The following is a 13,735-nucleotide window of genomic DNA, read 5'->3' as shown; positions in this document are numbered from 1 at the left end:
CATTTCTTATTATTTGATCGATTTATCGTCCATTGTTTTACGTTTTAGGATTTGTTTCAGTTGGGAATGTAAGGTAATAATATTGCCTACAAGTAAGCTTTCTTTTAATCCAGCACGGAATCGTTTTTTCATAATACGTTTAACCAATTGATGGCTCACTTCACCATTCTCCTGAACTTTGCCCAACCAACGCAATGAAATAAAAGCTAAGATCGAAGCTATCAGAAATAAGAAGTTCCATTCATGTAAGTAGATTAGTTTTCCCATAGACTGAAGGTCGGGACTCTTCCAGGATATACTGATTTGCAGTTCCCGTGTTGCAAAATAATCCACCAGTAGTCCACCAAGGATAGGCCCTATTGCAGTGAAGAATGATGCAACCATATTTTTGACGGTAATATATACTATTGCATCTGTTTTGGGGGCCAGTTTAAGTCCAATATTGGTCAACGCCAAATTGATGCCACCGGTTGAGATCCCAGTCATAATATGTAAAATAACCAGCAAAATTAGATTAGGCAAAGCACGGGAATAGATCCCCACAAATATCCAGAGCAAAATACAAGAGATATAAATCGGTGCTGTTAGATATATAATGCTCTTATTACTGTATCTGTCGGATAGATTGCCCCATAAGCGTAATCCGGCAACACTAGCTATCTGACTGATTACAGACAAAAGGATAACACTTTTCATGGATAGTCCTAATGTCTTTAACATAAAGACTGTAAAAAAAGGAATAGCAAGGTTGATCGCTAATAGCCATGCAGCATTAAAAGCTAATAAATTTTTAAAATTCTTGTTTTTAAGAGGTTCTAGCAAGAGGAGGCCTAGATTTCCTCCCGACATTTGTTGCTTTGGCTCAGTCGCCTGTATCAAGAAGATAGCCCCTACCGCTCCTATGCTACCTGCGGCAAAAAAGTAAGCTCCATAAAGATTGGTTAGGCCACTTGGGTTATCGTTGGTATAATAATCTACCAAGGATGCTACAACCAAACTGACTGCAATATTCGTGATCTGCATTATACGCGTCCGTTTGGAAAAATAGCTTCCCAATCGCTCCTCGGGCACGAGATCTTTGATCCATGAATTCCAACCTGCTCCTCCTATAGCACTCAAAAAATAATGGATAAACATAAAGCTAAGTAGGATATTGAATGAAAGATTTGCATTACTCCAGATAACTAAGCCAATAAGTAGCAGAGGTATTTTTGCGATAAAGACTGAGAGCACAGTAATTACTTTCCGATTCGGATATCGTTGCATTAATGCAATGGTAAATAGCTGCGCGAGATTACATAAAGTAGGGAATGAAGCCAATAAGCCAATTTGAAAATTGCTGGCCCCAAGCAGTAAAGCTGCTCCGACTAAAATGGCGCCACTGCTAAGACAAACAACCACCTCCGAACACAATCCGTCTATTACAACCATTCGGAGACTTTTGTCTATATCCTTTGGCTCGAGATGATGTTTCGGCTGGATATCCATAGTGTTTTCTGAAGTAACATTTACACAATCGCTTTGGTTGTCCAAAAGTAAATAATGGGTTTTAATACGTTTAGTGAAGTATTTCATTCATATAATTGAGTATTAGTCCATTCAACTATTCTAATTTCTTATTCGTTCATCATGCAAAGGTTTTTGACGACTACTGTAATGGTTGATGAAACAGATCGTCGTTGAAATGATGTTGGATAAAAAAAATAAATATGGCACACAAACCGCGCATTTTAACCTGGCATATCCACGGTTCTTATCTTTATTATTTATCAAAGGGTGACTATATCATTTATGTCCCTTTTAATCCTGAGCGAGGAGCAAGATATGTAGGTAGAGGCAATACTTTCCCATTCGGCGAGAATGTCATTGAAGTTCCGGCAAACGAAGTACGTAATCTCGAATTCGATCTTATTCTTTTTCAATGCGACGAAAATTACCTCGAAGATCAGTACGTTATCCTCTCATCCACACAGCAGCAACTGCCGAAGATATATATTGAGCATGACCCACCTTGGCAGCATCCCTGTGATGAAATACATCCTGTGACTAATCCAACAGTAACGTTGGTACATGTTACTCATTTTAATAGTTTGATGTGGAAAACAACTTTGCCTGATGTACGCATTATACCTCACGGTGTGGATACGCATGGTGTTACGTATAACGGTAAACTCGAAAAAGGTATTGTTGTTATAAACAACCTTCCGTCTCGTGGGCGTATGCTTGGAAGCGATCTGTTTGAACGTGTGCGTGAACAAATTCCTTTAGATTTAATCGGTATGGGGAATGAGCCATGGGGACTTCGTGAAGTTTTACACCCCAGATTGCCTGAATTTATTAAAGATTATCGCTTTTTCTTTAATCCAATCAGGTATACCAGCCTTGGCTTAGCAATCTGTGAAGCTATGATGGTAGGTCTGCCAGTGGTAGGCCTAGCCACGACAGAGCTCTCCACTGTTATTGAAAACGGTAAAACGGGCTACATCGGATTGGATATCGACCAACTCGTTGTGAAAATGAAAATGTTATTGGATAGCCCACAACATGCAGAGCAGTTAAGTATGCAGGCACAGCAAAAAGCGCAGGAGCTTTTTGATATCCAACGATTCGTAAAACAATGGGAATATTTGATAAATGAAAAAATTAACTAACACTACTATATCATGCAAAAGAAAATAGCTTTTATTAGTGATCATGCTTCGCCGCTTGCTACTTTGGGAGGAAAAGACAGCGGAGGACAGAATGTATACGTTGCGGAAGTTGCTGTTCAACTTTCGTTATTAGGTTATCAAGTCGATATTTATACTCGAGCGGAAGATCCTACCCAAGATGAAATAGTTTACTGGAAACCCAATATCAGAGTGATTCATATTGTTGCGGGGCCTATTGCAATATTGCCGAAAGAACAGCTTTACGATTATATGACTGAGTTTAGTTCCAATATGATCAGTTTTATTGAAGACAACCATTTACAGTACCATTTAGTACATGCGCATTTCTGGCTTTCAGGCATGGTTGCGATCGATGTGAAAAAGCAATTGGAAATTCCTTTTGTAGTCACCTTTCACGCTTTGGGGGCCGTACGACGGCTTCATCAAGGCTGCTCAGATAAATTTCCAAAAATTCGCGAAAAAATTGAAAGGGATATTATCTGGCAAGCCGAACGCATTATTGCAGAATGTCCAAACGATCTAAAAGATCTTATACAACATTATCAGGCTCCGCTTGATAAGATAGAGATTATTCCATGTGGATATAATCCCACTGATTTTTACCCAGTAGACCGCAAAGAGGCCAAGAAAAGATTAAATCTCAATCCAGCATTTACCTATATTCTACAACTTGGTCGTATGGTCAAACGCAAGGGAATTGATAATGTTATCGAAGCATTTTCACATGCCCAACATGCAATTCCCGAACTTCGGTTATTGGTTGTTGGGGGGAATTTTCAATCCGAGGATGATCAAATTGAGTTTGATCGGCTCAACCATCTTTGCGAAGAGTTAGACCTTAAAGACAAGGTCATTTTTACTGGGCAAAAGAACCGTGATATGCTCAGATATTATTATGCTGCAAGTGAATTGTTTATTACAACGCCTTGGTACGAACCCTTCGGTATTACGCCGTTGGAATCTATGGCCTGTGGCACACCAGTTATCGGAGCTGACGTGGGCGGTATTTCTTTCACCGTACGTAACGGAGAGACTGGTCTGCTCGTAGCACCACAGCAGCCCCAACAATTGTCATCTGCTATCGTTGACCTCATTAGTGATGATCGTAAGCGACTAAAATTCGCTGTCAATGCACTTCGTCATGTCAAAAGTTTTACTTGGAAAACTGTTAGCGAAAGTATCGCACAATTATATGAGCAATGCATACCGCAGGTTAGAGAAAGAGAAACTATAGCGCACATCAAACAAAACTTTTTAAATTCTTCAAAAGTACTTGAAAAAGCAGCAGATATGCTTGCTTTATGTATAGCAAAGCTTTCTTTCAAAATGGTGGAGGTACTCCAAAATGGCAATAAGATCATGATCTGCGGCAATGGTGGAAGCGCGGCTGAGAGCCAGCATTTTGCCGCTGAGTTGGTAGGGCGTTTTGAGATACCCAACCGGCCTGGTTATCCTGTAATTTCATTGAACACGGACTCATCAGTTATAACAGCCTGGGCAAATGATTTTGGTTATGATACTATATTTTCTAGACAGGTTCAAGCGCTGGGGCAATCCGGAGACATGCTAATATGCTTGAGTACAAGTGGAAAATCCCCCAACATTATCAATGCGCTGAAAGAAGCAAGTAATAAGGATATTATCTGCGCAAATTTATTGGGTAAAGATGGTGGAGAGGCCACCCAGTTCGGTGATCATAACCTTATCGTCCCCTCTGATAACACCGCACGTATTCAAGAGGTGCAGCTTCACGTTATACATCAGCTTTGCGCGCTAGTTGAACAACAGATGAGTACCAAAGCGATCTCTACGGAACATAATATTATACAGAAAAAACTAACAGCATAGATGGAAAAAGCAATATTTTTAGACAAGGATGGGACGCTCATAAAAGATGTGCCCTATAATGTCGATCCGGGGCGCATTGTGTGTTATCCGGATATCTTTGCTTCTTTGCGACTTATGCAAAAAAATGGCTATAAGCTCATTATTATTAGCAACCAGTCCGGTATTGCCAAAAGGTATTTTACAATAAGCGATCTCGATATTGCATTTTCAGAACTTTCTGATCAGCTAAAAGCCGAACACATTATTTTGGATGGGATTTATTATTGTCCGCATGGTGAAGTTACAGATGAGCCAGTATGTACATGTCGCAAGCCCCTGCCTGGTTTGCTTCACAAGGCAGCGAAGGATTTAGATGTCGACCTAAAGAAATCATGGATGATCGGAGATATCTTGAGCGACATTGGAGCAGGGCGTGCCGCTGGCTGCCGGACAATTTTGGTCGACCGTAATAAAAAGGAGCGTAGGAATTTTCGTATTTCAGATCCCAAATTTACACCGGATTACATCGTAGATGATTTCTATGGCCTAAATCAAATTATAACATCAGATACAATAAATTATGAAAGATATAGTGTTAAATAAGTTGGTTGAAAATGGGTTTAACAGTCCCAAAATACTTGTCCTCGGAGACTGTATGTTAGACATTTATTTGGACGGAGCATGCAAACGTCTTGCACCTGATGTTGCTGTACCGGTACTTGATGTCCAATCTGTGCAACAATGTCTTGGGGGGGCTGCAAACGCTATAACCAACCTGAGCAATATGGGTGCTGTAGTATCAATAATCACTATGTTAGGTAATGACTCAAGTGCACAAACTATTGTCCAGCAACTGAAGCAACAGCATGTTGATATAAGTGGTATTATATACAACGACAGCTGTCAGACATTGACCAAAACGCGTTTACTTAGAGAGAGCCAGTGCCTTTTACGGTATGATATCGGCAAAAACTATCAATTTAGTCCGATGCTACTGAAACAGTATCTTGCCAATGTGAAGGCAGTACTACCTACAGTGGATATTATCTTCATCGCTGACTATGATAAAGGAAATATACCTGATGAGTTAATTGAACTATTATACCAAGAACAGCAAAAGGATCCGAAAATTATTGCAGTAGATAGCAAGGATTATTATAAGTATCGTTGTCTCAAGCCCGATCTTATTAAACCAAATTACGAAGAAGCACGCAAAATACTCGGACAAGAAGAGGAAGACGACCGGATTGCTCAGGCCCTACAATGGTCAGAAAGCTTATGTGTCGTATCCAATGCCCGTTGGGTGACACTTACCATGGATAAAGATGGCGTTATACTGTTTAGAAAAGATAGTGAACCAAAATACTATTCTGTTCCAGTGTTAAAGAATGGCAATTTTTCGGGTGCAGGTGACACGTTTCTGACGACACTTTGCTTAGCTTATTTCAATAGACTTGACCATGACATTGCAATATCTTTGAGTATAAGGGCCGCACAGATCGGAATAAAGAAAAGTGGAACAGCATACTGTAGTTGCCAAGAACTAGCGCGGCAGCTCGACAACAATGATAATAAGGTAGTCGTAGACCTGAATGATCTCGAGGTGCTCTGCAATGACGTCCGAAAAGAACAGCGGATTGTGTTTACCAATGGTTGTTTTGATATCTTTCATGCGGGCCATGCACACTATCTTTGTGCAGCTAAATCCCATGGAGACATTCTTATTGTAGGTATTAATACCGATGAAAGTATTACTAGATTGAAGGGATCTTCGCGGCCCGTAAACACATTAGCTGATCGAATACAAGTGCTTCGTGCTTTGGAAGCAGTGGATTATATTGTACCTTTTGGGGATGAATTCTCGGATACGCCAATTTCCGTTCTGGAAAAAGTTAGACCGCACATTTTCGTCAAAGGCGAAGAATACACGAATGAAACGATGGCTGAAGAAAGTCTCTTACACCTATTGGGGACAAAACTTGTATATATCAAGCATATTCATAAACAGTCGACTTCCAAAATTATAAAGCGTGTACAGGAACAGGGTGGACAATTTCTAAAAAAAATTGGTTAGTATGAGCAATTGGAAAGAGTGTAAAAATATATTGGTCATCCGGTTGGATAATATGGGTGATCTGATTATGAACAATGCAGCACTTCAGGAACTAAAGTTTGCTATCCCTGACTGCAAAGTCACTTTGCTTGCCTCTGAGATGGCTATTCCGATAATTCCTTTCTTAGGTACTGTAGACGACTATATGCAATACGAAGCCCCTTGGATGAAGCTGGCCGGCCAAGATTCAGCTGAAGGTACCGAAGTCTTGATTAATGAAATCAGATCGCGGCAATTTGATGGTTGTTTGATCTTTAATGTTTATAGCCAAAATCCAATGGCCGCTATATTGTTGGCATTTTTAGCGGGAATTCCTCGACGAGCTGCTTATATGCGTGAGAATCCGTATTCACTTCTCACGGATTGGATACCTGATAAAGAGCCTTTATTTCAAGTAAAACATCAGATTACACGTGATCTCGACCTTTTGAGACATCTCGGTATCTCGTATGCAAGTAGCCGTTTGCCTTCCTTAAAAAATATACCCCAGATGGTATCGCTCAATCTTCCCACCGCAAAAAGCAAGCGGGTGGTCCTTAACTATGACGTTTCCGAGGAAAAACGACGCATTGCGGTCAAAATTGCACAGGAGCTAACGCAAAAATTAATCGATTTGGACTACCAAGTCGTTTTGATCGGTAAAAATGATTCTGACTATCTTAGAGCTAGTCGACAAAATCTAAGTTCATCAAATTTAATCAACTTGATAGGTATGACGAGCATTGCCGATCTTCTCGCACTCTTACAAAATTCTGATGCAGTAATCACTGTGAACACTGCTGTCGCCCACATTGGCTGTGCATTAGCGAAGCCTACTCTGGTACTCTATGCTCAGACTAATCCTCAGCACATTCCATGGTCACAAGATTCTGATTTTATCTTGTACCCCGTGCGGTCTACTATGCGATCTAAAAATACCATCAATACTTTTGTGGACAAACAGAGTAAACCCTCACAAAATATGGCGTTGCGTACCGATATTATTCTTCAGAAATTTTCCGTGTTGCTTGCAAATGCTGCGCAGCAGCAAGGTCTAGTCCAACAAGCCGATTAATTTCTTTGGTTATATCATCGATTGCAATGGGGTACCTTGCATCGAAGGTGGCGTGCAGTACTTTATCTTGCGGCCCCCAGCGATGCGGTTCGCCGTCCATGCTTAACACAATACTCTTAGTTTGTAGCGCTGCAGCAAGATGCGAGATTCCTGTGCAATTACAGATTAATAAAGATGTCTCCTTCAGAAGACATCCAAGTGTCCCTAGATCTAGCTGACCACAAAAATCGATCGCTTTGTCTTCCAAGCATTCTTGCAATCTGTCTACAAGAGCTTGCTCGGATTTTACCCCTGTCATCACAACCTTATATCCTCGTACAAGCATCTTTTTCGCCAGCAACGCAAAGTTTTCTATCGGCCATTGGCGTTTTATATCCCTGCTACCTACATGCACAATTATAAAGGGTTGAGCGATTACTTGTTTTATTTTATTATAGGCAGTCCAATCTTTTGCGAATAAAGGAAAATACATTTTGGTATTAGGAATTTGAAGCCCTAAATATCTGACTAGCGCCAGGTGTCGATCCACTTCATGTAGCTCATGTGGGTACTTTAGCCAATCTGGATCGTTTACATCTGATGTCGGTTGAAATCCCACCAGGCGCTGTGCATTGAAATTTTGTAAAAAATTATTTACTATAGTTCCCTGACCGTGCATTTGCAGTAGCAGATCAAACTTTTCAGCTTGCATGCGCGATATGAAATGTGCTAATTCGCTTAGATTACAAGGAATTTCAGGAAGGTCAGGATGCCCCGGGAAATCAATGAATTCATCAATACAGTCAAAACGATCAATCAATTCGCGCATATGCGGAAGACCTATAAAATATAGCCGAACTTGAGGATAATTGTATTTTAATGCAGAAATAGCTGGTATCGCGCATAATAAATCACCTAGTTGTAGGGCTCGGAAGACAGCAATTTTAAACATAATAATAGTTTATAAGATAGACAGCGATCAAAGGCAAAGGGTTTTTGTCATTAATTTGATTTTAATATTAATACAAACTTTGAGGCAGGTTTATCCGTTCAATTGGTAAACCAACACTAATATTTCAAGTATATGGAAAAATTAAAAAACAAAAGGATTGCGATCCTGGTCGCTGACGGATTTGAGGAGATTGAATTAAGCAGTCCAAAAGAGGCTTTAGAACTTGCTGGAGCGAAGACTGATGTTATATCGCCCTCAAAAACTAAAGTGAGATCCAAAAATGGTGATGAGTGGTCAAAAGATTATCCTGTTGATATAGATCTGCAAAATGCGGAAGAAAATAAGTATGATGCGCTTTTACTGCCGGGCGGCGTTATTAATCCCGATAAATTACGAACTAATAAGACCGCTACAGCTTTGATCAACGCATTCTGGGAGCGTGGTAAACCGATAGCAGCCATCTGTCACGGCCCGCAACTGTTAATTAATGCTGATCTGGTTCGGGATAAAAAAATGACTTCTGTAGAAGCGATAAAGATAGATTTGATCAATGCTGGCGCTAAATGGGAAGATGCGGAAGTCGTCATTGACGATGGTTTAATTACTAGTCGGACCCCAGAAGACCTTCCTGCTTTTAACAAAGCAATTGTCAGGGCGTTTTCGAAATAGAGATCAAAAACTCAATGATGTTGGGTTTACATGTTGAAACCATAGAAAACGTATAATTACGAAATATTCAGGTACTAAAACTGTCAACTATTAGTGCAATAGATATGTTCAATCAATAAATAGCATATAAATCAAGTATTATGAACACAGCAAAAACTACAAGCCACGCAACTGCTAAAGGGCAGTCCCGTGGGAAAAGTACGGACAGTGAAAAAAGTATGAACAAGAGCAATGGAAAAAATACGTCAGTTTCAAAAAATGGGCAGAATGGTACTTCTGATAAAACAAAGGATGAGCTCTTGCAAATGGCCAAAAAATTAGAAATTACCGGGCGTCATGATATGACAAAAGATGAATTGATCAAAGCGATCGACAAGCACGGGAAAAAATAACCCGCTCTTGAATAATTTTGAAGGAATTTCTGGATTATAAAAAGTGACCCATTAGCTGGGTCACTTTTTTATTGTTTTTTTTCTTTTGGCCTGTCTGTGGGATCGTTAGGCATTTGATTCAGTTGCTCTACCTGGGGATCTACACCCGCCTCAGCATCTCCGCGATCCTTATGATCTACATTTTTCAAGATCTCTCCCTCAGCGCCAAGTTTAACTTTCTTTTTTTTCTCCATTTCCCTTCCGACTAGTCGATTTTCATTTTTCGTTGCCATATTTTTTCAATTTTGTTTATCTACTGAAAAGTCGCTGATAGAACGCAAGCAGACTTTTAAATAGTGTAAATTACACTACTATGCAGTAGGAACAGCGTTCAAGTGTAAAACGTTTTTTCTAAAATTCAGTACCATTATGACATTGAATACTGTTGTAGCGGGATGGTTTATCTAAACTAAAAAACTCCAACCTTTTTTTGTTGCATAGTGTTCTTTACAAAAGCAATAGACTTAAAGCAATTTTGAACTAATATTATAAAAACATGAGTAAGTTAATTAAAGCAATAATCAGTAGTGTTGTGGTACTAACTGTTTTTGGATGTAATGGTACACAATCTAATGATCAAAAATCAAAAGAATTAATGCGGGATTCTGTACCAAATGATACAACAACGATTCAATATCGAGATACAACCTCAAGTGAGTCCCACGGAGAAATCCCACCAACGCCACAGCCTGATACTTCTTCAAAAAAATAAAACCAATTTGATTTAGTTATTGTTCAATCTCCGATAATAGCATAATTATTTGTACTCTTCCGTCGGGAGACGGCCGGAGATTGATTTATTGTAGGAAGCTAGACACGAAAGTGTCTAGCTTTTCATTATTCTGATTATTAGTCAAAGGATAAATTGATCTTCGAAAAACCTAATCCTTGTAATAAAGGTTTGAAAACAATTATTGCATTCGATTTTGTCTGTTGCAGAATATCTGATTTTTTGACATCATCTGCCACAGCTTTTTCAGCGGTTTTATACGCTTCATCTACCAATTCGGCCTCTCTAAGAAATGCCATTTTGGTATCATAAACCTTTGATGCCTCATGGTCGATCTTAATATAACATATTTCTGGCACCGGCAATTTGATGGAAACAGAATCCCCTATCACCTTAATATCCTCAGGTGTCAGTTTAGTCAAGTTCACACAACCTACAGCATCTGCCTTGACAATGAGTAATACGCTTGCTGTAGGCAAAAAAGTATTGATGTTTTTGTGTTCAACAACATCACTGTAACGATATTTAACAAGCTCCAATTTACCCATCGCTTCAATGCGATCGACCAGCAGCTGGTGCTTGCTTTCTACTTTAGGCCCGCTGTTGTATTTTTGATAGACATACCAAGCCCCTACTGCCAAAATGGCCACGATCAATAAAAATTTTAAAAATTTTCCCATAAATATTATAATACAAATAATAGACCAAGCTGCAATTATTGATATTTGGGCCGAAAATGTTGTACGAACACTGACTTATGCTATTTTATAATATCGCTTGGCAAAAATATACCATTTGATAGACAATCGGTTAATCAAAAAGTTTGAAAAACATTTGGAAGATATGGCCTATAGTACTACTTTTGTGACATCAAAATCACGGTAGGTATAGCTCAGTTGGTTAGAGCACTAGATTGTGGTTCTAGGGGTCGTCGGTTCGAGCCCGATTACTTACCCAAAAGGCAGATCAGTAAAATGGTTTGCCTTTTTTGCGTTCCAGCCTATTCGTTGTTTTTATAACCGTTTGTGGTATCCCCTAAATTTTGTCAACCATTCGCTCGATGTCGCTGTTCTTTTTGTGTAGGCTTTATCCAAAAATAACATGAAGAATGCAAAGATATATATAGGGACATCTGGTTGGCATTATAAGCATTGGAAAGACACTTTCTATCCAGCAGAGTTGAAAAACGATAATCAATTGAGGTATTTTTCCGACATTTTTCCGACGGTTGAAATCAATAATTCCTTTTACAGGCTCCCCACTGACGATATGTTTATCAATTGGTATAAACAAGTGCCAGAGGATTTTGTATTTGCTGTAAAAGCCAGCCGTTTCATCACACATGTAAAGAAATTGCATGTTGATCACGATACGATTGATCAATTTATGCTACGGGCAGCCCATTTGAAAGAAAAGCTGGGTCCTATCCTATTTCAGTTGCCGCCAAGGTGGCATGTTAATACCGAAAGGCTTCATGACTTTCTTGTGAAGTTACCTACCGACCATAGATTTGTGTTTGAGTTTCGCGATTCTAGTTGGAACATTCCGGAAATTTATAAGCTACTTGAACATTATAATTGTGCTTATTGCATTTATGATCTCGCTGGGTATCAGAGTCCAGTTATTATCACGGCAGACTTTGTTTACATACGGCTGCATGGTCCAGGAGATAAATATCAAGGCAGCTATACAAAAAATAATCTGATCAGTTGGGCAGAAAAATGTATCGATTGGCAAGATGAAGGAAAGGATATTTATTTCTATTTTGATAATGATCAAAACGGCTATGCACCGCATAACGGGCAGACGTTAATGAAGATATTGAAATAATCGCAAAACTTTTAAAAACATTCAAACCATCCCATTTCCACTGCTGTTCTTCTTATAAAAAAATCAAAATTATGGCAACATCAAAGCAAAACAATCAACAGATGCCAAATGCGCATTTACATGAGTTATTTATAGACGAGTTAAAGGATATGCTCGGGGCAGAAAAACAACTTTTGAAAGGCTTGAAAAAGCTCAGTAAGGCAGCTGAAAGCGAGGAGTTAAAACAAGCATTTGACCAACATTATAGCCAAACTGAAGGTCACATCGAGCGCCTGAAAGGAGTATTTACATCGTTAGAAATGAGCGCACGTGGTAAAAAATGCAAAGCTATGGAAGGTCTTCTTGAAGAAGCTGACGAAATCGTTGAGAGCTTTGAAGGTGATCCAGCGTTGGATGCCGCACTTATTTCGGCCGCTCAAAAGGTAGAGCATTATGAAATTGCCAGTTATGGTTGTTTGGTGACCTATGCAAAACTTATGGAGCATAGTGAGGCCGAGCAATTGCTTCAGCAAACTTTAGACGAGGAAAAACAGACTGATAGTCTTCTGACAGAAATTGCGATGTCAGGTGTAAATGAATCTGCATCTTAGTATCAGAAATGCCCGGATCCTCGGGCATTTCTATTTTTAAATCTCAACCCAACTTCTTTCGGCCCCTCCACGGTGCTTCCCTTGTTTCCGAGCAAATATCCAAGGATTATAGTCACAAACAAGCAGGCCTGAGACAAGAGGTCTATTTCTGAACTGTGTTTGTAAATATTAGACTTCACTACCTAAAGCCGCTGACCTAGGGTAATAGGCCATATTCCGGTGAGCCACGAGTAAGGCTTTGTAAGCTAATTTTTTGTGTTTGAAGTTCAAGTTAGAGCTCAAATAAAATCCTTTTATTTTGGACAAACACTTTGCCGATAGCTTTTGTTATTTAATAGGATACAAAAACGATCCGATTAAAAGCGAATACAGTTGAAGAAAAAAAAATTACTTATGATACAAACGACAGAAGTCATAAATCACGCAGCCCGGTTGGGCAACCTTGATGTGTTACACGAGCTCATCCGACAAAACGCAGATTTGAATTCACGTGACGTGAAGGGATATACACCTTTGATTATTGCCTGTTACAACAATCAGCTTGCAGCAGCAAGGCTTTTGCTCCAAGCTGGCGCTGATGTTAATGCACAGGACAATGGCGGTAATACGGCATTAATGGGTGTCGCCTTCAAAGGATACAAGGATATTGCCGAATTATTAATCCTCCATGGTGCTGACTTGAATCTGCAACATGGAAATGGTGGTACCGCCCTAATGTTTGCAGCGATGTTTGGTAGAAATGACGTTTTAAAACTTTTACTCGAAAGTGGTGCAAATAGAACATTGGTCGATAGTCGTGGACTCTCGGTTGTGGACTTGGCAGCACAACAGGGCAACGAAGCAGCAATATCTCTTCTTCAAAGCGAACAATATATGAACTAAAGGAAA

At 39.6% G+C, this 13,735-nt stretch carries 15 protein-coding genes and 1 tRNA gene; 12 read left to right on the top strand and 4 right to left on the bottom strand.

Annotated features, from left to right (window positions below; all coding sequences use genetic code 11):
- Positions 1–9: 9 nt before the first annotated feature.
- On the bottom strand, positions 10–1,575 hold the full coding sequence (locus tag HPC41_RS10790) for an MFS transporter (RefSeq protein WP_246250581.1): 1,566 nt from the start codon (positions 1,573–1,575) through the stop codon (positions 10–12).
- A 134-nt stretch (positions 1,576–1,709) separates the two neighbouring features.
- Between HPC41_RS10790 and HPC41_RS10785 the strand changes: the two genes are divergently transcribed.
- From HPC41_RS10785 to HPC41_RS10765, 5 genes are read left to right on the top strand one after another with little or no spacing between them, the layout of a single operon-like run.
- Positions 1,710–2,651: a glycosyltransferase family 4 protein gene (locus HPC41_RS10785; RefSeq protein ID WP_172394030.1), complete on the top strand. Its 942-nt coding sequence runs from the start codon at positions 1,710–1,712 to the stop codon at positions 2,649–2,651.
- Positions 2,652–2,663: 12 nt separating this feature from the next.
- Positions 2,664–4,520, top strand: coding sequence for a glycosyltransferase (locus HPC41_RS10780; protein ID WP_172394029.1), 1,857 nt, complete (start codon positions 2,664–2,666; stop codon positions 4,518–4,520).
- Entirely contained in the window at positions 4,521–5,102 is a 582-nt protein-coding gene (locus HPC41_RS10775) for a D-glycero-alpha-D-manno-heptose-1,7-bisphosphate 7-phosphatase (protein WP_172394028.1), read from the top strand.
- On the top strand, positions 5,080–6,573 hold the full coding sequence (locus tag HPC41_RS10770) for a PfkB family carbohydrate kinase (protein WP_172394027.1): 1,494 nt from the start codon (positions 5,080–5,082) through the stop codon (positions 6,571–6,573). The genes HPC41_RS10775 and HPC41_RS10770 overlap by 23 nt, the downstream gene beginning before the upstream one ends.
- Before the next feature lies 1 nt (position 6,574).
- Positions 6,575–7,666: a glycosyltransferase family 9 protein gene (locus HPC41_RS10765; protein ID WP_172394026.1), complete on the top strand. Its 1,092-nt coding sequence runs from the start codon at positions 6,575–6,577 to the stop codon at positions 7,664–7,666.
- Here HPC41_RS10765 and HPC41_RS10760 read toward each other — a convergent pair.
- Complete coding sequence (locus tag HPC41_RS10760; protein WP_172394025.1) at positions 7,593–8,597, bottom strand: glycosyltransferase family 9 protein; 1,005 nt, start codon at positions 8,595–8,597, stop codon at positions 7,593–7,595. The genes HPC41_RS10765 and HPC41_RS10760 overlap by 74 nt on opposite strands.
- 132 nt (positions 8,598–8,729) lie before the next feature.
- Between HPC41_RS10760 and HPC41_RS10755 the strand changes: the two genes are divergently transcribed.
- Both HPC41_RS10755 and HPC41_RS10750 read left to right on the top strand, forming a co-directional pair.
- Positions 8,730–9,266, top strand: a complete 537-nt coding sequence (locus tag HPC41_RS10755) for a type 1 glutamine amidotransferase domain-containing protein (RefSeq protein WP_172394024.1) — start codon at positions 8,730–8,732, stop codon at positions 9,264–9,266.
- Between the two features lie 140 nt (positions 9,267–9,406).
- Positions 9,407–9,658 carry a Rho termination factor N-terminal domain-containing protein gene (locus HPC41_RS10750; protein WP_172394023.1) on the top strand — a complete coding sequence of 84 codons (252 nt, stop codon included), beginning with the start codon at positions 9,407–9,409 and terminating at the stop codon, positions 9,656–9,658.
- A gap of 68 nt (positions 9,659–9,726) precedes the next feature.
- On the opposite strand, the gene HPC41_RS10745 is transcribed toward HPC41_RS10750, so the two are convergent.
- Positions 9,727–9,930, bottom strand: a complete 204-nt coding sequence (locus HPC41_RS10745; RefSeq protein ID WP_172394022.1) for a hypothetical protein — start codon at positions 9,928–9,930, stop codon at positions 9,727–9,729.
- A 263-nt stretch (positions 9,931–10,193) separates the two neighbouring features.
- On the opposite strand from HPC41_RS10745, the gene HPC41_RS10740 reads away from it, so the two are divergent.
- Positions 10,194–10,409, top strand: coding sequence for a hypothetical protein (locus HPC41_RS10740; protein WP_172394021.1), 216 nt, complete (start codon positions 10,194–10,196; stop codon positions 10,407–10,409).
- 137 nt (positions 10,410–10,546) lie between these two features.
- Here the strand turns inward: HPC41_RS10740 and HPC41_RS10735 are convergent, their stop codons facing one another.
- Positions 10,547–11,107, bottom strand: a complete 561-nt coding sequence (locus tag HPC41_RS10735; RefSeq protein ID WP_172394020.1) for a DUF4230 domain-containing protein — start codon at positions 11,105–11,107, stop codon at positions 10,547–10,549.
- A 201-nt stretch (positions 11,108–11,308) separates the two neighbouring features.
- Between HPC41_RS10735 and HPC41_RS10730 the strand changes: the two genes are divergently transcribed.
- The 4 genes from HPC41_RS10730 to HPC41_RS10715 all read left to right on the top strand — a co-directional run bounded on the left by HPC41_RS10730 (position 11,309) and on the right by HPC41_RS10715 (position 13,729).
- A tRNA-His gene (locus tag HPC41_RS10730) sits at positions 11,309–11,382 on the top strand.
- A gap of 146 nt (positions 11,383–11,528) precedes the next feature.
- The gene (locus tag HPC41_RS10725; protein WP_172394019.1) at positions 11,529–12,257 is read left to right on the top strand and encodes a DUF72 domain-containing protein; all 729 of its coding nucleotides are present in this window, start codon (positions 11,529–11,531) and stop codon (positions 12,255–12,257) included.
- Positions 12,258–12,328: 71 nt separating this feature from the next.
- The gene (locus tag HPC41_RS10720) at positions 12,329–12,847 is read left to right on the top strand and encodes a YciE/YciF ferroxidase family protein (RefSeq protein WP_172394018.1); all 519 of its coding nucleotides are present in this window, start codon (positions 12,329–12,331) and stop codon (positions 12,845–12,847) included.
- Between the two features lie 393 nt (positions 12,848–13,240).
- Positions 13,241–13,729 carry an ankyrin repeat domain-containing protein gene (locus HPC41_RS10715; RefSeq protein ID WP_172394017.1) on the top strand — a complete coding sequence of 163 codons (489 nt, stop codon included), beginning with the start codon at positions 13,241–13,243 and terminating at the stop codon, positions 13,727–13,729.
- The last annotated feature ends 6 nt before the right edge of the window (positions 13,730–13,735 follow it).

This window comes from Sphingobacterium prati (assembly GCF_013167215.1).
GTDB lineage: Bacteria > Bacteroidota > Bacteroidia > Sphingobacteriales > Sphingobacteriaceae > Sphingobacterium > Sphingobacterium prati.
This window is presented reverse-complemented; position numbering and strand designations above follow the sequence as displayed.